Below are 19,135 nucleotides of genomic sequence, written 5' to 3' on the forward strand. Positions count from 1 at the left end.
ACATGCAGTCGATGCACGAGCAGGCCCGGCGCCGCCGCAATTTCTCAAGGAGATTGATGATGAAGCAAATATGCCAGACGTTGGGTTTGTTGCTGCTCGCCGGCGGGCTGCTGGTGCTGCCGGCACAGGCGCAAGACAACGTGCCCAAGGCCAAACTGCCGGTGCTCACCACCTCGGCTGGCCAGAGCGCGGATGTGAATACTCTGAATGTGATCATGGAACAAGCCGAAGTCAGCTTCGATTATTGTGATGTGCCGACCGCGGCGATGGTCAAGGCCGGCGTCGGGCTGGGCGGCGCGAAAGCCAAAACGGGCTTTCATGTGGAAATCAACACGGATCTCAATCAATTCAAAGCGGGCACGCCTTATCAAACCGTCATCTTCGCGATTGGCGCCAGTTTGAAGGGCATGGGTGCCTCCGGCTTGACGGTGGAAGCCGAAGTCAAACGCCTGACGGAGATCATTCAGCATTGCAAGCAGAACAAGATCTTCATCATCGCGGTGCATGCCGGCGGTGAATCCAAACGCGGCGCGCCGGGCAGCGACAACGAAAAGATGATCGAGGCGGTGGCGCCGTTCGCGAACTACCTCGTGGCAGTGAAGGACAGCAACAAGGACGGACGATTCACCAAAATTGCCAAGGACGCCGGCATTCCGTTCACGCAGGTCGACTATGCGCTGGGCATCGTTGACGTGATGAAGAAAGCCTTCGAATAATGGCCCTGCACATCGGCGTCATTCTCCTGGTGATGGTGATCGCCTACGCGCTAGCGGCGTGGCGCAAGCTGTCCGTCGAGATATGCATGCTAGCTGCCGCCGTCGCCGGCGGGCTGGCGGGCGCCTTCGTCAGCACGCCTCCTCTGCTCGAATTGGCCCGGCATCTGGTCGAAGGCACGCTCACCTATCTCGACGTCATGCTGGTCTTTGTCACTGCCACGATCTTCATCACCATCGTGGCGGAATCCGGCGGCGTGAACTACATTGTCAGAGGCATCATCCGCGCGTTCTATCGCCAACGCGTGATCGCGCTGCTGTTGTTGATGATCATCATTCTCATCCCCGGCGCCCTCACCGGCGCCGGCAGCATTTCGATCCTGACCGTGGGCGCGGCGAGCGCGCTGGCACTCAGGCACCTGGGCGTGCCGCAGCGCAAAGTCGCGGCCATTCTCTTCATTCTCGCCGGACTGAGCGCGGCCGCCCCGCCGGTGAATATCTGGGCGATGATCGTCTGCGCCGGCACCGCCATTCCGTACGTCGGCTTTGAATTCACGCTCGGCATTCCGGTGTTGCTGCTGGGAACGTTCACGACGCTCACCCTGGGCTGGCAGCGGGAACAACAACGGCCGTTGGCGGAAGTACTCGCGGCCATGCCGGAGGTGCCGGCAGGCATGCGCTGGTGGAAAGTGTCGCTGCCGTTTCTGGTTTTCTTCGGACTGGTGGTCGCGGCGCGCGTTTGGCCGTTTGCCACGCCCATTCTGGGATTGCCGTTGCAGTTTACCATTGCGGCGGTGGTCGCTTTTCTGCTCAGTCCCAAGAAAGTCAACCTGCTCGCCCTTTCGCGCGACACGGTGAAGCTGCTGCTGCCGCTGCTCGCCACCATGGCGATTGTCGGTTCCTTGCAGCAGATCATGACCGCGACCGGCGTGCGCGGCCTGATTTCCTTCGCCGTCATCAGCACGCCGCTGGTGCTGCTTTACCTTCTCCTGATCGTTCTCATTCCGGTATCCGAAGGCGTTTTGACCTACGGCGCCGCCGCGATCATCGGCATTCCCCTGGTCTGGTATCTTGATTCCATCGGCTTGCACGCCACCGTGGTGATTGCCGGCTTGAGTCTGCTCTGGCCGCTGGGCGACGGCCTGCCGCCCACCGCGTTGATCGGTCGCCTCACTGTCATGGTCTCCGGCTACAAAGATTCCTACGGCTCTTTCCTGAAGGCAACCTGGCTGCCGTGGCTCATGATCACGCTGGTTGGAATTCTCATGATCATCTTCAGCGCCAAGCTGAGCTTTCTGGTCGGCTGGAGCATGTAACTCATCTGGAGTCCCGCCATGTCACTCATCATGATTCTATACTATGCCCTCAGCGTCTTCATTGCCGGCATGTTGCTCTGGAATTTCGTCCGCGAGAAGGAAGATCGCGAGAAGATGCTGTTGTACTTGATTGTGTTGCTTCCTTTCATTCTGCGCATTCTGCGGATCAGATAGAAAAAAAGAGCGCGGGCTTCAAGGCCGGGGCTGCGCCTGCCGGCCGGAGGGTTCGCGCTTCCCTGGATTGGAGAGAGGTGAAAATGTCACGTGACTGGAAGATTAAGACGATCTACCTTGCAGTGGTCGGCGCCCTGACCGCGCTTGCCGCCGTGCAGTTTCATCAGCACCGGCATTATCAGCTCCCCATCGTCGCCGGGCCGGGCGTGACGAAAGTGACCAATCTGAGCGATTACTGCGAGAGCTTGCGGGGGACCATGGCCGACACCAAGGTGTTCTTTCTCGAAGGGAAAGAGCCGGGCGGCAAGGTGCTGGTGATGGCCAACACCCATGCCACGGAGATCGACGCGATTTTGGCGGCGCTCATCTTCATCGAGAATGCCGTGGTGGAAAAGGGCACGGTGATCATCATTCCGCAATTCAACCACAGCGCCAGCCGGACCACCAAGCCGGGCGACGGCTACCCGCTCTTCTTTGAAATCCCGACGGCCTGGGGCAGCAAGAAATTCCGCCTCGGCGATCGCGGCGCTTCGCCGCTCGAGCAGTGGCCCGACCCGGATGTTTACGTGCATTATCCCGACAAGCAGTTGCTGTCCTTTCTCGATGCGCGCAACACCAACCGCACCTGGCCGGGCCGGCCGGATGGCCCGCTGATGGAACGCGTCACCTATGCCGCCATGCAGTTGCTGCGCACCGAGCAAGTGGACCTTGCCATCGACGTGCACGGCGCCGAAACCATGTTCCCGGTGACCAACTGCATCGTCGCGCCGGAAAAATCCATGCGCCTCGCCACCATGGCGTCCCTGACGGTGAAAGCGATGGAGGGATTCGAGAACCACGTCGAGCCTTCGCCGCAGGGCTTTCGCGGCCTCTCCCACCGCGAGATCGGTGATTTTTCCGAGACCCTGCCGTTTTTGTTGGAAGCGCCTTTTCCCTTTTTGGATCAGCCCACCGGTCCCAAGACGATTGCTTTGCTGTTGACCGGAAAAGATCCGTTTCTCCTGAGCTTGGCCAAGCAGAAGAAGCTTTTTGTTCCCTATGATGAAACCGGCTGGCCGGTGAGCCAGCGGGTGGGGCAGCATTGCTCCGTGGCCCTGGAAATCATCAAGCAATTCTCGCGCAAGAATGCCGAGCGGGCAATCGTGGTCGGCAATGTCCCGCGCTATGCCGAGATCGTGGAAAACGGCGTGGGCCATTACTATCATGATCCGCGCCAGGTGCCCAAGGAGAATATTTATCAGAATTAGATTTTCAGGAAAGCAGGCTCATAACGATCAAGTCGAATTACGCAACCAGATTACGTTCAGGCCCGCGAAACACGCCAAGAGGATTTTCGCGCTTTTTTCGTGTATTTCGCGGGTACTGAGTTCAAGCCCGTCCAAGTGGAAGTGTCTCACGCGTGACCTGTTCCCTCAATTCGTAGAAGTGGCCTCTGGATATGTCATTCAGGCGAATCTTGTGAAATATTTAGCACTGTGCCCAGGTCTTCACAGGATCCTGGCAGGATGACAATGATAATGGATTCACTTCTCAAGGAAACAGTGCACGAGATTTCAAGGAGATTCCATTATGAAGAACGAGAAAACCGGCCTCCTGACCAGCGGCAATATTGCCAAGACGCTGGGCGTTTCCGACGCCAAGGTGAAAAAGGCGATCGAAGACCTGAAGATCAAACCCGAGGCCAAGAAGGGCGTCTGCAACTATTACGCGCCGGGCGCGCTGGCCAAGATCAAAGCGGCGCTGCAATAAAGGCCTTCTCCACTCACTGCGTACCCTTGCATTCAAGCTGAATCATGATGAAAATGGAATATGCGGCGCTGGCAGGTTGGTGGATCCTCTGGTGTGCGATTCACAGCGGCATGATTTGGGTAACCGTCACTGACAATCTCAAGCGCCGGTTGGGGGGAAAATTTCGCTTCTATCGTTTGTTTTTCAATTTGACCGCGATCGTGACGATCATCCCCGTCATTCTTTACGGGCGTTCATTGCGCTCTCCCGTCATCTTCCGCTGGGAAGGATTCATGATCGTTTTGCAGTTTTTGCTGTTCGCCATGGGAATCTGGCTGTTCCTCGCCGGCGCGCGGCATTATGACCTGCTGCAATTCCTCGGTCTGCGCCAAATCCGGACGGGCGCTTCCCACGGCACACTCACGGCGGCCGGCGGGCTGCACACCACCGGCATTCTTCGCCTCACACGACATCCCTGGTATCTGGGCGCCATCCTGCTGTTATGGACGGGCGATTTAAATCTCTCCACGCTGATTGGAAATATCATCCTCACCCTTTACCTGATCGTCGGCACGGTGCTGGAAGAACGTAAGCTCGTTCTCGAATTTGGTGACGACTATCGCCGCTATCAAACGCAGGTCTCCATGCTTTTCCCGTTCAAATTTCTCGCCTCGAGATTCCGGCGGTTTGAGCAAACGCCAACGCGAAAGTCAAATTAGGCCATAGGGCGTGCAAAGTTAGAATAAGATTATGGACCACAAAGTAAGTATATGAACCGCAGAGACGCGGAGAACGCAAAGTCTCAAAATCAAGAGAATCTTTCTCCACGTTCTTCGCGTCTTGGCGGTGAGCTTTTTGTGTGAATGGCGCGGGCGTGTGCCTAAATATTCACAAGATCCTTACTGGATGACAGATGGATGACACCTGGATGACAGTGGTGGCGGATACATCGTGCGAAGCAACAGAGTACGAATCGGACTTATTGCTGCCCGCGGGTTTCAGGTTTCAGCTTGTCTGAAATCTCGCATAAATTCTGGCGTTTGAAACTCGGAATAGAACTCCAAAAGATTCCCAGCGCGGATAAACCGCAACTCAAACGAAAATGCCGCCGGCTGGCAACAACCCAATTGATGGAAAAGCCCGGGAGCAGTTGGGCGGTTTCCCGCGATTGGCATTTTTCTCCGGTCACGGCAACGATTTCGCTTTGAAATTACCATCGCTGGTCTTGTCCTCCGCCTCGGTTTGCGCCAGCGCCGGAAACAGCCGCGACATTTTGCTGGTCAGGGTCGTGCGCGGAATCTGCAACAGCCGCGCTGCCTCGCTGATGTTGTTCCCGCTTTTCTTCAGCGCCCACCCGATGATTTCCTTCTCCCGCAATTGCATGAACTCATCGAAAGCCGGATAACTCTCCAGCGCCTGTTCGCGGCTCACTGCCGGCGGCACGGCCACGGGCAAGCCCAGAGCCGCAGCCGCCACTGGGCCGGCGCGCGACAAAGCCACCAGCCGCTCGACGCAGTTCTCCAGCTCGCGCACGTTGCCGGGCCAGCTATGGGCGCCGCAGGCGGCAAGAATCTCCGCGGTGATCAAACCGCTCTGCTGCGCGGCACCGTGCTTGCGCAGCAAATGCTCGATCAAAAGCGGAATATCCTCTTTCCGATCGCGCAACGGCGGCAGCCGCAGCGACAGAATGTTCAAGCGATAGAACAAATCTTCGCGAAACAGCTTGTCTTCCACCCGCTTGCGCAAATCCACTTTGGTGGCGGCGATCACCCGCACGTCGACGCTCAAACTCTCCGACCCGCCGACGCGCGTAATCTCACGTTCCTGCAGCACGCGCAGCAGTTTCACCTGCATGTGCAGCGAGAGATCATCGATGTCATCGATGAACACCGTGCCTTGATGGCCGCGCTCGAAATAGCCGTAGTGCCGCCGGATCGCGCCGGTGAACGCGCCCTTCTCGTGACCGAACAACTCGCTCTCCAGCAGGGTCTCGGGGATGCCGCCGCTGCTGACCACGACGAAGGGATGCTTGCGCCGCGGGCTGGCTTGATGCACCGCGCGCGCGACCAGTTCCTTGCCCGTGCCGCTCTCGCCTTCGATGAGAATGGTGGAGTCGGTTTGCGCCACCAACTTCACCTGCGCCGCCAGGTGCTGCATCGCCGGTGAACTGCCGATCAAGCGCCGTTCTTCCAACACACGCAAACGGGTCTTGAGCTGCTGGTTTTCACCTTCCACCTCCGTCAGGCGCTGAATGTTGCGCAACATCGACAGCAGCTTTTCGGGCGAGAAGGGCTTGGTGAGATAATCGTAGGCGCCGAGTTTCAACGCGGTGATCGCGGTATCGACGGTGGCGTAGGCGGTGATGAGGATGACCTTGCAATTCGGCGCGCCGGCGAGCACCGCACTCAGCACCTCCAGGCCGCCGGCTTTGGGCAGGCGGAGATCGGTGATCACTACTTCGTGGCCGGCTTTGGCAAACAGCTCCAAGCCTTCCTCGGCCGTGCTCGCCGCCGCCACCTCGAATCCTTCCTTGCGGATGATGCTGGCCAGCGTGGTGCGGGAGATTTTCTCGTCTTCAATGATCAGAACTTTCATGGTCTTCATCCACGCGCAGGGTAATCGTGAAGGCCGCGCCCTGGCCGGCCGCGCTCTGCACGCTGATGCGGCCGCCGTGCCGTTCCACGATGCTCTGGCACACGGCCAGGCCCAAGCCGGTGCCGGTGCCGATCTCTTTGGTGGTGAAGAACGGATCGAAAATGCTCGGCAGGTCTTCCGCGCGAATGCCGATGCCGTTGTCCTTCACCGTCAGAAACACACCGCCGTCCTGGCGGCCGGCAGTGATCGTGATTTCGCCGCCCGGACCCACGGCGTCATAGCTGTTCAGCAACAAATTCATCACCACTTCCTGAAAGAGCTGGTGATCGATCGCAACCAGCGGCAGGTCCGCCGGCAGATCGAGGGTGACGCGCAGCTTTTTTTCTTTCAGGCGAAGATCGAACAGGCTCACCACTTTGCGGGTGGCGGCGGCGATGTCGAGGCGGCTCACCGAGGAAGCGCGCTGCCGCGCAAAGCCCAGCAGCTTCTGCACCACGGTTTCGATGTTGCTGATCTCCTCTTCAATCAAGGCCAAATACTGCTGCGTCTGCGCCGTGTTTTCGGGTTCCCGCCGAATGGCATAAAGGCACGAGCGAATGCCGTGCAGCGGATTATTCACTTGATGCGCGACGCCGGAAGCGAGACGGCCGATGGAAGCCAGTTTCTCTGCCTGATAAACCTGGCGCTGCGCACTCTCGATTTGCGCCAGGGATTGCTCGATGCGCTGTTTCATCAAGTCGAAGCGATCGAACAGAAAGGCGATGTCATCCACCGTGCCGGAGGAGGGACTGGCGGGGCCGCCGGCAAACTCCACGCTGTCGATTTCCTTGACCAGCCGGCTGAGCGAGGCGGTCAACCGGCTGGCGAGAAAGTGCAAGACCACGAGCGTGGCGCAGGAGACGATCATGGTGGTGACGAACAGCAGCACGAACAGCAACCGTACCTGCTTGCGGATGGGCGCGGCGTCAAAGCCGATGGCCGCGGTGCCCCAGACTTTGCCCGCAATGTGCAACGGCAGCCGGGATTCGATCACCCAGGCAAAATGGGGATCGCGAAAAAGGCGGCCGGCGGCCGGCGGCCGGCCCGCAGCAGGCGCGGCAGCGGGAATGGCGCCGGCGGATTGCGCGGGACTGAGGGCGAGCGTCTGATCCTGGAGATCGCGCACCACCACGTATTTCACATTGTCGAGCGAGCGCATGAAGTCATCCAGGTAGGTCTGCAGCACGCCTTCCCGGCTGCCGCCGAATTGCTCCTCTTCGATCAAGGCATCGATCACCGCCACCGCGAACGTTCGCGCAACCGCGACCGCGGAATCGTATTGCCTGGCGATGATGATCTCGCGCCACTGAAACAGCAACACCTGCGATATGATCAACAACAGCGCCAGCAGCACGCCGCCGGTCACCAGCAGAATGCGCATGCGCAGCGTGGCTTGCAAGGGAAAAGTGTCGCTCATGCGGGCCTCCGGAGGGCGTGGGCGCGATCGGGCTTCATCGTGATTCCAGGCGGGTGGTATCGGCGGCGACAATGGCGGCCACCGCGGCATAATCGGCATCCGAAGCTTCCACAAATCCGTTGACGAATTCGCCATCCCAGTTGCGCGTCGTTCCCTTGCGACGGTGCTCCTCCTGATTGACCGCCAACAGCGCGGTTTTCATGGCGGCAATCAGCTCGCGGTCGTAATCGGCGGCCACGGCAATCGGCGAGCTGGGAATGGGATCGGAATAAAGCACGGCATGCACGCCGTGGCCGATCAGGTCCTTCACCAGATATTCGCGCGTCACCCCGGCATCGAAGTTGCCATTCAGCACTTGTGCGATCACGGTGTGATGATGGGGGAAATTGTGTACCTGGGCGAGATCACGAGAGGACAGGCCATGCCGCGCGAGTTCGTAATCGAGCAGCCAATGCGAGGAAAACGATTCGCGCGCGGGCAGCGCGAGTTTCTTGCCGCGCAAGTCGGGCAGAGAAACGATGGCCGCTTGCGGATGGGCGATGAGCACGGAACGGGAAACCGGCGCGAAGTTTTCATTGAGCGGCTTGAGCACCGGGATGACGCCGTATTTGGCGTGCGCCTTCACATAGAGATAGGAGCCGAGAAAAACCGCGGAGGCGCGGCGCGTGATCAAATGCTGCAGGGCCTCGTTGTAATCCTGGCTGAGCAGAAGTTCGAAACGGTAGGGCGTGTTGGCGGTGAGATAGTCCATGATCGGCTGATAACCGCGATAGAGAATGCGCGGCCGGTAGCGCGAGATGACGCCGATGTGCACCACCGGTTTTTTGAGAGCGAGGGAATCGACCGTGTTGGCCTGCGCGGGCGGGAACTCCCTTGCGAAATCCATCACGATCAGGTAGAAGAGCGCGGTGAGCGCGGCGATGGCAAGCAATCCGGCAGGCAGCAACAACGGCGCGCGCCGCCAGCGTAGATTTGGCCGCGGGTTCAATCGGGTCATGGTTCGTCGGTCATGTGCGTCCAATAACCGTCGCTGTCCCTTGTTGCATTATCGTCACAGATGATGTCGAATCTTCGTCAATATGACGATATTTCGTCAGCGACTGCCCCCAACCTGCAACACCCACCCCTAAATGTCAAGTGAAAACATGGGGCGGCCGTTTCCAGCCGGTGGCATGGGGATTGTAATTTGACGCTTTATTCACGCCTATCGGCTCCTCACGCTGGAGCCTGCGGCAACGCCGGCGCGACAGCACGCCCATTTGACCACGATAACAGTCACGGAGACCGGGAATGGAAAAGATCATTGCCCGCTGGGAATGGCGGACGTTCGGCCACGCTTTCGGCGTCGCCGAGGAAAAAATCAAAACCTATCCCGCCAAAGTGCGGGAGAGTTCAGAGGTGTACATTCTGTCGGCGCGCAGCATGGACAACACCAAGATCCGCGACGGCCTCATGGACATCAAGTATCTGGTTCAGGTGAACGAAAACCAGCTTGAACAATGGTATCCCTTGATGAAGGCGGGCTTCCCCATTCAACCCGAACAACTGCAGCAAACGCTTAAAGCCTGGAAGATCGAAATCCCGGAGGCGGACCTGCGCGAGTATTCCTACGATGAATTCTTGGACGTCCTGGTGAAACGCCATCCGCTGCTCGCGATGGTGCACGTGTACAAAGAACGGCACGGCTACACCATCAACAACTGCATCGTCGAGATTGCCAACTTGAAATTCGACAATCAGCCGATCCGCACCATTGCGGTGGAGCATGAAGATGCGGCGTTGGTGTATGACACCGTGCGCATGTTGAGTCTCGCAGGTTTGGAAAACACCAACTATCTGAAAGCGCTCAAGCGCTTTGCCGCGATGCCCTGAGGGAAAGGAGCGCCGCCGTGCCCAAACCGGCCTCGTTGCCCGCGCCTGTGGTCCGGCGTGGAGACGAGGCCGGCGGGCGCAAGCGGCGATCGTGCAACGAACATTGGCGCGCCTGACCGAGGTTGCGCTGAGCATCTCCCCAACCTGAATCGGAGCGTGAACATGGCCAAAGAAGTCGAAAGAAAATTCCTGGTCAAAGGTCTCGAGTGGAAGCGCCTGGCCGAGGGGGTGGCCTACCGCCAGGGCTATCTCTCCACCGTGAAAGAACGCACGGTGCGCGTGCGCACCGTGGGCGATAAAGGCTATCTCACCATCAAGGGGCTGACCGTCGGCGTCACGCGCAGCGAGTTCGAATACGAAATCCCCGTGGCCGACGCCAACGCCCTGCTCGACGATTTGTGTGAGCGGCCGTTGATCGAAAAAAACCGCTACAAAGTGGCGCACGCGGGATTGACCTGGGAGATCGACGAGTTCTTCGGCGAGAACAACGGACTCGTCGTGGCGGAAGTGGAGCTGCAGGATGCCCAGCAAAAGATCGAGCTGCCGGCCTGGATCGGTGAAGAAGTCTCCGGCGACCCGCGCTATTTCAATGCCAATTTGATTAAACACCCCTACACGAAATGGCAGCCGTAACGACTGAGACGCTGGACGACATTCTCGACCTCGAGAAGCACAAGCTGTCCGTCATCCCGCAGAAGCAAGCCACGCCGGTGGAGCAGTGGCTGAAATATGTCAGCGTGCCGGTGGGATTTTTGATTTTCGGCCTGCTCTACTTCATGCCCACGCCCGCCGGCCTGACCGCCGCGGGCCAGGCCGTGCTCGCCAGCTTCGCGCTGGCGCTGGTGCTGTGGATTTCGGAAGCGATCCCCACCCACGTCACCTCGCTGGTGCTCATGGTGTTTCTGGTGTTTCTCAACGGCTGGGACATGAGCAGCGTGCTGGGCTCGCTGGGCTACGATGTCATTTGGTTGAATGTGATGGCGTTCGTGCTCAGCTCGTTGCTGGTGAAAACGCAGCTTGCCAAACGCATCGCGCTCAACCTGATCGTCCGTTTCGGGCACCGCGGCATGCCGATGCTGCTGGCCTTCGTGATTTTGCAGCTCTCGCTGGCACCCTTGATTCCCGCCACCGCGGCGCGCACCGTGATCACCCTCCCCATCATGCTCATCGTGGCCGCGATCTACGGCTCCACCAGCGAAAAGCCCAACAGTTTCGGCAAGAATCTGCTGCTGCAGAATCTCATCGGCATCAACGTCGCCTCCTCCGGCTTCCTCACCGGCAGCACCGCCAACATCATCGCCATCGCCTTCATCTACAATCTCGGCGGCACCAAGGTCTACTACAGCGACTGGATGTTCGCCAATCTGCCGCTGGTGATTGTGCTGTTGCTGGTCACCTGGTATCTCGGCCCCAAGCTCATCCTGCGGTTGAAACCGGAATGCGCCACGCCCCACATCGCCGGCGGCATCGACGCACTGAAGCGCCAGTTGGACAAGATGGGACACATCACCGCGCTGGAGAAAAAGGGCGCACTGATTTTCGGCGCCGTCGTCCTGTTGTGGGTCACCGACCGGTTTCATCGCAGCCTGTTCGGCTTCGAGATCGATCCGGTGATGGCGGCCTTGGTGGGCGGCATCATTGCCCTGCTGCCCCGCATCGGCATTCTCAAATGGAACGAAGCCGACATTCCCTGGCATCTGATGCTGTTCAGCGCGGGCGCCTATGCCGGCGGCCTGGCGCTCAACGATACCGGCGCGGCGCAATGGGTGATTTCCCAAATCTTCACGCGCTTGAATTTCAGCCATGACATCAGCTTCTGGCAGGTCTACGTCATCGTCATTGCGCTCATGCTCTATTCGCATCTGGTGTTCACCAGCAAGACCATGCGCACGATCATTCTGATTCCCTTCATCATCTCGCTGGCGCGCGAGCTGGGTTTCAGTCCGCTGGCGCTCGCCCTGCCCGCGGCTTTCACCATCGATTGGGTGATCGGCCTGCCGATCAGCGCCAAGCCCAACGTCATTCTCTTCACCACCGGCCAATACTCGGTGTTGGAGAACATTCGCTATGGCGTGATCGTGGCCACCATCGGCCTGGGCCTGCTGATCATCGCCGGCTTCACCTGGTTTCGCGTGCTCGGCATCACGCCCTAGCGTTGCCGGCGCGTGGCCGCCGGGTTCATTTCATTTCGGCAGGAATCGCATGCGTGTCAATCTCATCATTCTCGGCCTGCTGCTCGCCGCAGCACCGGCGGCTCTGGCCGCGGGGCGGGTCTTGCGGATGACGGAGACGCTCTCGTTGGCGGCCGACGGCAGCGCCCAGGTCAGCGTGCAGTTCAACGCAACCGCCGCGGCCGGCGACACGCTTATTCTGCCCTATGCCTTCACCGCCTGGCCGGATACAATTGTGCACGGCGGGAAGATCGGCAGCGCGACGGAACGCCTCAGCCACGGCCGGCGCCAGCTCATGCTCACGCTGGCGGAGAGCGTCACGGCGCAGGACACGCTGCGCTATGCCTTCGCCTTGCAGCAGGCGACGCCGCTGGGCGGGCCGGCCAAGCAGGATTTCGGCAACTACGATCTGTCCTATCGCATGGTACACACGTCTCCGGCGCCGCTCGAGCGCTTCACCGTGGCAATCATTCTGCCCGAGCATTTCGTCGTCAACACCATCCAGTCGAGCACGCCCGCCCGTCCGGCCAATGCCGGCACGTCGCCCTACAAGCTCGGGATGATCGCCGGCCGCCACCGCGTGACCTTGACCGACTCGACGGTGCTGCAGGGCGAGGTCGTGGCGCTGGCCTTCCAGACGAAATCCGGACGCAAATCGCCCCTGTTCATCGCGGTGCTGGTGTTGATCGCCGGCATTTATCTGCTTCTGTTTCGCGATCTCGTGTTTCCCGGCCGCAGCAAGGCATAAGCCATGGCACTCCTGTTCAAAAACACCAAGCTGGTTGAGCTGCAAATCGACGAGTATCTCGATCAGATCGTGCAGGGCGGGCTGGTGTTCAAAGAGGGCGTGCGCTTCTATCTCGAAGGCCGCAGCGAGGAGTTCGAAACGCATCTGGCGCTGCTGCGCGAGATGGAGAACAAGGCTGACACGCTGCGGCGCAACATCGAAAGCCAGCTCTATCTGCGCACGCTGATTCCCGAATCGCGCGGCGATGTGCTCGGCCTGCTGGAAAGTGCCGACAAGGTGTTGAACATCATCACCGACACCTTGCTGGAGTTTTCCGTGGAGATTCCCAGCCTGCCCACCGAGGTGCACCAGCAGTTCCTGGACCTGGTGGATTACGCCATCAATTGCAGCGAGCACACGGTCGGCGGCATTCGCGCTTATTTCCGCAATCTCGCGGCGGTGCGCGACCACATCAACAAGGTCCAGCTCTACCGCCGGGAAACCAACCGCATGGCCGAGACCATCAAACGCACCATCTTCCGGCGGCGCATGGCGCTCAGCCGCAAGATTCACGTACGCTACTTCAGTTACCACGTCGAGCGCATCGCGGAGCAGGCCGATGACGTCTGTGACCGGCTGGCGATTGCCGCGATCAAGAAGTACGAATAGCAATGAGCGCCACCACTCTGTTTTTCATCAGCAGCGGCATCTTTCTCGGCTGGTCGCTGGGCGCCAACCACGCGGCCAATGTCTTCGGCACCGCGGTGATGTCGAAGATGGTGCGCTACCGTGTGGCCGCGATTGTGGCCGGCATTTTCGTGACGCTGGGCGCCGTGTTTGGCGGCGCGGGAACGACGCAGACCATCAACCAGCTCGGCGCCGTCAATGCCCTGGCCGGGAGTTTCACCGTGGCGCTCGCCGTGGGCGTGGCCGTGGCGTGGATGACGTATCTCAAGCTGCCGGTCTCCACCTCCCAGGCCATCGTCGGCGGCATCATTGGCTGGAACTTGTTTACCGGATCACCGACCGACACCAACGCCATCGTCAAGATCGTCAGCACCTGGGTCACCAGCCCGCTGCTGGCCGCGTTCTTTGCCTTCGTATTGTTCCTGCTGCTGGAACGCACGCTCAAACGCGCGCGCATCCACCTGCTGGAAATCGATGCCTACACGCGCGCCGGTTTGCTGATCGTGGGCGCGCTTGCCTCCTTTGCGCTGGGCGCGAACAACATCGCCAATGTGATGGGGCTGTTTGTGCCGGCCTCGCCCTTTCACGATGTCACGTTGGGCCATGGCCTCACCTTCAGTGGAACGCAGCAGTTGTTCCTGATTGGCGGACTCGCGATTGCGATCGGCATCTACACCTACGGCCAGCAGGTGATGGTCACGGTGGGCAGCGATCTCTACCGCATCACGCCGCTCTCCGGCCTGGTGGTAGTGCTGGCCGAGTCGATCGTGCTTTTTCTGTTTTCCTCGCAAACGCTGGAGGCTCTGCTGCTCCGGCTGCATCTGCCCACGATTCCATTGGTGCCGTTGTCGAGCACGCAGGCGGTGATCGGCGCGGTGGTGGGCGTCGGCATGGCCAAGCAGGGCCGCCCGGTGAATCTGCGCGTGCTCGGCAAGATCGCCGCCGGCTGGGTGATTGCGCCGCTGGCGGCCTTGCTCATGACTTTCATCTCGTTGTTCTTCGTGCAGAATGTTTTCGAGCAGCGCGTCATCGCGGCGCAGCCGGCTGCAGCTCCGCTCGTTGCGACCGCCGCGGCGCCGGCAGGATTATCCGGCCCGTTCTTCGCGCCGTGATGCGCCGGGAGCGCGGCTCCGTTTGCCGGCGCGTTCAGGCAATGGCTCATGACAGCGCCGGTTGCGCTCCGCGCAGAACCGTCATTCATTCGTCAGCAGTAAGGGAAACGTACTCTATCACCCCACACATGCAAGGGAGGTAAATCATGAGAAAGTTCGCGCTCATTTTCTGCGGACTGTTGTTGCTGCTCGGGCCCGGCCTGGTGCTCGCGCAAAGTGAAGGCATTGCCGAGGGCCCCAAGGTGCCGCTGGGCACGGAGGCGCGTTCCGGCAAGCTGTTCTTTGAATCCGAGGACGGCCAGTTTCAGTGGTGGCTCGATTCGCGCATTCAGGCTGACGGCGCGCTCTATTTCGAAAACAAGAATCGTCTGAGCAACGGCACCATCATGCGCCGCGCCACGCTGGCGCTCAAAGCCGTGCTGTGGAAAAACTGGCAGGCGGAAATCGATCTCGATTTCGGCGACGCCGTACTCGATGCCCGCGACATTTGGATGCGCTATAACTTTCCCAACCGCGGGCTGGCGCTGCAGGTCGGCAACTTCAAAGAACCGTTCGGCCTGGAGCGCCTCACCAGCTCGCGGTTGCTGACTTTCATGGAACGGGCAAGCGCCACCAATGCTTTCGCGCTCGGCCGGCGCATGGGTTTTGCCGCGCGCTACTGGACCGACCACGGCCAACTGACGCTGGGCGTGTTCGGGCATGAGCTGGGCACCAAGATCGACAAAGGCACGCAAGACGAAGGTTATTCGGTCAATGGCCGGCTCACGGTGGCGCCGATCAACAAAAAGGGCAGTACGCTGCATCTCGGCTTTGCCGCGGCCTCCAAAACGCCGGACGCGGTCTCCGATCTCCCGGCCAACACCATCGAGATCAATGCCCGCACCGAGACTTATGTCTTCGATCCCAAGCCGCTGCACACCGGCGACATTCGCGATGTGAACTACTATGATCGCTTCGGTGGTGAGCTGGGCGGCGTCAAAGGCCCGTTCTACTTCCAGGGCGAGTTCATCGCCACGAAGGTGCACCGGTGGTACGGCAAGCCGATCGCCAAATTTGCCGGCGGCTACGGCACGGTGAGCTTCATGCTGACCGGCGAATCGCGCGTGTATTATGTCGACGAAGGCGAATTCGGCCCGGTGGACAAGCCGAAACGCGATTGGGGCGCATTGGAGCTTGCCGCGCGCTTCAGCAAGCTCGACCTCAATGACGAAGCGGCCGGCATTAAAGGCGGCCAGAGCGACCAGTTGATGCTCGGCCTGAACTGGTACCCCAACATGAACTTCAAGATCATGCTCAACTATTCGCGGGCGATGCTGGACAAGTTCGCCACCAGCAAAGGCCGGATGAACGGCGACGATGAATTCTCCTTCGTGCAAATGCGCTTCCAGGCCTCGCTGTAACGGGACAGAAGCTCGAACTCTCACAGCCGAATACTCGATGAGGTCAACACATGAAAGCCAATACTGCAAAGTATGTTCTCGTGCTTCTGGGCGCGGCGCTGGTGCTTGCTTCCTGCTCACGCAAGGAGCCGCCCCTGGCCCCGGAAGTCGTGGTGGTTCCCGGCAAGGCCGTGATCAATGAAGTCTATTCCCGTGGCGTGCCCACCGATCCGGACTGGGTCGAGCTTTACAATCCCGGCACCACGCCGGTCGACATCAGCGGATATTTGATCTATGATTCCGGCGGGCAAAGTGGCGTGAAACCCAAGAAGGCCATTCCCGCCGGCACTTCGATCACGGCGAAAGGCTATTACGTCATCGTCACGGATGGTTCCGAATCCGCTGACTTCGGCCTGTCCAGTGCGGGCGAGCAGGTTTGGCTGGAGGACACGGCCGGCAATGTCATCGACACCGTGACCTTCACCGCCATGGACGTGACGCAATCTTACGGCCGGCTGCCGGACGGCGGCACCACCTGGCAACTCTGCAACACCATCACCCGCGGCAGTACCAACAAGCCGTAACCGTTTGAGCAGGGAGAAGCCGGCGATCGCGCCGGCTTCTCCCACAGTTTTGGAAGGAGACGAGAACGTGCCCACCGCCCCTCTCCCGCCGCGTTTTACTTCTGCGTTCGTGCGCGCCCTCAGCAAGGCCGCTGCGCTGGCGGCCATGGTGCCCTTGCTCCTCAGCTCATGCCAGCGCAGTGAGCCGGCGGCTCCGGCGACGAAGCCGGCCACCAAAAGTCTCGAGCTCGTCGCGGTGCATGCCATTGCCGTGGGCGAGCCTTCGGGACTGGCCTATGCCGCACGCACGCAAACGCTCTACATGATATCGGATTCGCGTTCCGAAATCTTCACCATTGACAGCACCGGCAAGATTCTGAGCGCATTGCCGGTAGCGGCGCAGGACATGGAAGGGATCACGCTTTCGCCTGGGGCGGATACCATCTATGTCGTCGAAGAAACGGCCTCGCAGGTCACGACCTTCCTGGCCAACGGCGTCAAGCTGTCGTCCTTTCCGGTCATGGTCAGACGCGATCCGAAACACGCGCTGGAGGGCATCACGCTCGATCATCGCGGCCATCTCTTTGTGATCAACGAAAAGAATCCCACCATGCTGCTGGAATTCGCGGGCCGCGTCGAGCTTGCACATCAAGTGCTGGACTATACCTCCGACATTTCCGACATCTGCTACGACGCCGGTAGTGATTGCTTCTGGATTGTCAGCGATGAGTCGAAGAAAGTGATCAAGATCTCGCGCGCCGGCGCCCTGCTCGGCGAATGGGATTGCCCGGCAACGCAGGGCGAGGGCATCGCGTTGATTGGCGGCCGCTTGTATGTCGTCTCCGATGCCGAAGCCAAGCTGTACGTTTTCCATAGACCGTCCTAAGAAAAGGAATCGACAATGAAAACTGGTTGGAAATGGTTGTGCCTGTTCCTGCTGCTGGCCTTTGCGGGCGGGGCGATGGCGCAGCAGGTGTACATGAACGAAATCTATACGCGCGGCGTTGCCACCGATCCCGATTGGATCGAGCTGTACAACGGCGCGGCGGCGGCGGTGGACATTGGCGGCTACAAGATCTACGACAGTGGCGGCAAGGCCGGTACGAAACCCAAAAAAGAGATTCCCGCCGGCACCGTGCTTCCGGCGAAGGGGTTTTATGTTGTGGTCACCGATGGCTCGAATCCCGAAGACTTCGGCCTGAGCAGCGGCGGCGAGGCCGTCTGGCTGGAGAATACCGCCGGCGCGGTGATCGACACCGTTGCCTTTCCGGCATTGCAGACCACCGAATCCTTCGGCCGCTTTCCCGATGGCGGCGCATGGCGAGTGTTGAAAGTGATCACCCGCGGCACGCCCAATGTGTTCGTGGTGATGAATGAAATCTATTCCCGCGGCACGACGGCGGATCCGGATTGGATCGAGTTGTACAACGCCTCGGCCACACCGATCGATCTCGGCGGCTACAAGATCTATGACAGCGGCGGCAAAGCCGGCACGAAACCCAAGAAAGAGATTGCCGCCGGCACCGTGATTCCGGCCAAGGGATTCTACGTTGTAGTCACCGACGGCTCGAATCCTGAAGACTTCGGCTTGAGCAGCGGCGGCGAGGCGGTGTGGCTGGAAAATGCCACCGGTGCAGTGATCGACACGGTGGCGTTCCCCGCGATGGAAACGACGCAGACTTTTGGCCGCTATCCGGATGGCGGCGCGTGGAAGTTGCTGAACGTGATCACACGCGGCACGCCCAATGTCATCGTGCTGATGAACGAGATCTACTCGCGCGGCACCAGCGCGGATCCGGACTGGATTGAACTATACAACAGCTCCGCTGCGCCGATGGACCTCAGCGGTTTCAAGATCTACGACAGCGGCGGCAAGGCTGGCACAAAACCCAAGAAGCAAATCGCCGCCGGCACGGTGATACCAGCAAACGGTTTTTATGTGGTCGTTACTGACGGCTCGAACCCCGAAGACTTTGGTCTGAGTAGCGGCGGCGAGGCCGTCTGGCTGGAAGACTCAACCGGCGCAGTGGTGGATACGGTGGCCTTTCCGGCAATGGAAACGACCCAATCTTTCGGCAGAGTCCCGGATGGGGGTGAGTGGGGTCTGCTCACAACCATCACCCGCGGCGCCACCAACGGCAGCGGCACCGGTGTCACGGACAACGCGCCGATGGTTGCCAGTTTCCGGCTGGAGCAAAACTATCCCAATCCCTTCAATCCCTCTACCACTATTACCTTCACCCTGCCGCGCAATGGCGCGGTTGTGCTGCGGGTCTATGATGCGCTCGGCCGGCAAGCGCGCGAGCTGATCAACGGCTATCGCGCCGCCGGCACGCATCAGGTGATTTTTACTGCCAATGGTCTGGCTACCGGCGCCTATTTTATGAGATTGGAGGCAGCGGACCACGTCATGCAGAAGGCGATGCTGCTGGTGAAATAGTCCGCGCGCCGCACGGCGCCTGCTGTCAGGACGGGTATTCCGCTGCAGCCGCAGCTCAGCTCGCCGCACGGAGCAACTGAAACAACAAAGCCTCGCAGGTTTCTCTGCGGGGCTTTTTTTTGTTGCGAACCCGGCGGCGTGCGGTATGCTTGAGAAGCGAGTCCGGCGCTGCGATTCGGGAAAACATGGCGAAGATTCAGGC

19 protein-coding genes are annotated in these 19,135 nt (G+C 60.0%); 16 read left to right on the forward strand and 3 right to left on the reverse strand.

Annotated elements, in window-relative coordinates; translation table 11 throughout:
• The first annotated feature begins 56 nt into the window (after nt 1-56).
• From L6R21_12840 to L6R21_12865, 6 genes are all read left to right on the forward strand, one after another.
• Complete coding sequence (locus L6R21_12840) at nt 57-716, forward strand: DUF6305 family protein (protein ID MCK6560074.1); 660 nt, start codon at nt 57-59, stop codon at nt 714-716.
• Entirely contained in the window at nt 716-2,029 is a 1,314-nt protein-coding gene (locus L6R21_12845; GenBank protein MCK6560075.1) for a C4-dicarboxylate ABC transporter, read from the forward strand. Before L6R21_12840 ends, L6R21_12845 begins: the two co-directional genes overlap by 1 nt.
• 18 nt (nt 2,030-2,047) lie before the next feature.
• Nucleotides 2,048-2,203, forward strand: a complete 156-nt coding sequence (locus L6R21_12850) for a hypothetical protein (protein ID MCK6560076.1) — start codon at nt 2,048-2,050, stop codon at nt 2,201-2,203.
• 83 nt (nt 2,204-2,286) lie between these two features.
• Complete coding sequence (locus L6R21_12855; GenBank protein MCK6560077.1) at nt 2,287-3,450, forward strand: succinylglutamate desuccinylase; 1,164 nt, start codon at nt 2,287-2,289, stop codon at nt 3,448-3,450.
• A 322-nt stretch (nt 3,451-3,772) separates the two neighbouring features.
• Nucleotides 3,773-3,952, forward strand: coding sequence for a hypothetical protein (locus L6R21_12860; protein ID MCK6560078.1), 180 nt, complete (start codon nt 3,773-3,775; stop codon nt 3,950-3,952).
• A 44-nt stretch (nt 3,953-3,996) separates the two neighbouring features.
• Entirely contained in the window at nt 3,997-4,650 is a 654-nt protein-coding gene (locus L6R21_12865) for a DUF1295 domain-containing protein (GenBank protein MCK6560079.1), read from the forward strand.
• Nucleotides 4,651-5,116: 466 nt separating this feature from the next.
• Here L6R21_12865 and L6R21_12870 read toward each other — a convergent pair whose 3' ends face one another.
• From L6R21_12870 to L6R21_12880, 3 genes are read right to left on the reverse strand one after another with little or no spacing between them, the layout of a single operon-like run.
• A complete protein-coding gene (locus L6R21_12870; GenBank protein ID MCK6560080.1) occupies nt 5,117-6,526 on the reverse strand; it encodes a sigma-54 dependent transcriptional regulator in 1,410 nt (469 codons plus the stop codon).
• The gene (locus L6R21_12875; protein ID MCK6560081.1) at nt 6,507-7,982 is read right to left on the reverse strand and encodes an ATP-binding protein; all 1,476 of its coding nucleotides are present in this window, start codon (nt 7,980-7,982) and stop codon (nt 6,507-6,509) included. The genes L6R21_12870 and L6R21_12875 overlap by 20 nt, the downstream gene beginning before the upstream one ends.
• A 34-nt stretch (nt 7,983-8,016) precedes the next feature.
• The gene (locus L6R21_12880; GenBank protein MCK6560082.1) at nt 8,017-8,979 is read right to left on the reverse strand and encodes a PhnD/SsuA/transferrin family substrate-binding protein; all 963 of its coding nucleotides are present in this window, start codon (nt 8,977-8,979) and stop codon (nt 8,017-8,019) included.
• A 293-nt stretch (nt 8,980-9,272) separates the two neighbouring features.
• Between L6R21_12880 and L6R21_12885 the strand changes: the two genes are divergently transcribed.
• The 10 genes from L6R21_12885 to L6R21_12930 all read left to right on the forward strand — a co-directional run bounded on the left by L6R21_12885 (nt 9,273) and on the right by L6R21_12930 (nt 18,933).
• The gene (locus tag L6R21_12885) at nt 9,273-9,854 is read left to right on the forward strand and encodes a hypothetical protein (GenBank protein ID MCK6560083.1); all 582 of its coding nucleotides are present in this window, start codon (nt 9,273-9,275) and stop codon (nt 9,852-9,854) included.
• A 162-nt stretch (nt 9,855-10,016) separates the two neighbouring features.
• Nucleotides 10,017-10,487, forward strand: coding sequence for a CYTH domain-containing protein (locus L6R21_12890; GenBank protein ID MCK6560084.1), 471 nt, complete (start codon nt 10,017-10,019; stop codon nt 10,485-10,487).
• Entirely contained in the window at nt 10,475-12,007 is a 1,533-nt protein-coding gene (locus L6R21_12895; protein MCK6560085.1) for an anion permease, read from the forward strand. The genes L6R21_12890 and L6R21_12895 overlap by 13 nt, the downstream gene beginning before the upstream one ends.
• Nucleotides 12,008-12,056: 49 nt before the next feature.
• On the forward strand, nt 12,057-12,773 hold the full coding sequence (locus tag L6R21_12900) for a hypothetical protein (protein MCK6560086.1): 717 nt from the start codon (nt 12,057-12,059) through the stop codon (nt 12,771-12,773).
• A gap of 3 nt (nt 12,774-12,776) precedes the next feature.
• Nucleotides 12,777-13,421 (forward strand): DUF47 family protein, encoded by a 645-nt coding sequence (locus tag L6R21_12905; protein MCK6560087.1) that lies wholly within the window; start codon nt 12,777-12,779, stop codon nt 13,419-13,421.
• Nucleotides 13,422-13,423: 2 nt separating this feature from the next.
• The gene (locus tag L6R21_12910; protein MCK6560088.1) at nt 13,424-14,551 is read left to right on the forward strand and encodes an inorganic phosphate transporter; all 1,128 of its coding nucleotides are present in this window, start codon (nt 13,424-13,426) and stop codon (nt 14,549-14,551) included.
• 146 nt (nt 14,552-14,697) lie between these two features.
• Entirely contained in the window at nt 14,698-15,951 is a 1,254-nt protein-coding gene (locus tag L6R21_12915) for a hypothetical protein (GenBank protein MCK6560089.1), read from the forward strand.
• 50 nt (nt 15,952-16,001) lie between these two features.
• Nucleotides 16,002-16,514: a lamin tail domain-containing protein gene (locus L6R21_12920; protein ID MCK6560090.1), complete on the forward strand. Its 513-nt coding sequence runs from the start codon at nt 16,002-16,004 to the stop codon at nt 16,512-16,514.
• A gap of 67 nt (nt 16,515-16,581) precedes the next feature.
• Nucleotides 16,582-17,379: an SdiA-regulated domain-containing protein gene (locus L6R21_12925; GenBank protein MCK6560091.1), complete on the forward strand. Its 798-nt coding sequence runs from the start codon at nt 16,582-16,584 to the stop codon at nt 17,377-17,379.
• A 15-nt stretch (nt 17,380-17,394) separates the two neighbouring features.
• Nucleotides 17,395-18,933, forward strand: coding sequence for a lamin tail domain-containing protein (locus L6R21_12930; GenBank protein ID MCK6560092.1), 1,539 nt, complete (start codon nt 17,395-17,397; stop codon nt 18,931-18,933).
• Nucleotides 18,934-19,135 lie beyond the last annotated feature (202 nt).

It is taken from the genome of bacterium, from assembly GCA_023150945.1.
Taxonomy (GTDB): domain Bacteria; phylum Zhuqueibacterota; class Zhuqueibacteria; order Zhuqueibacterales; family Zhuqueibacteraceae; genus Coneutiohabitans.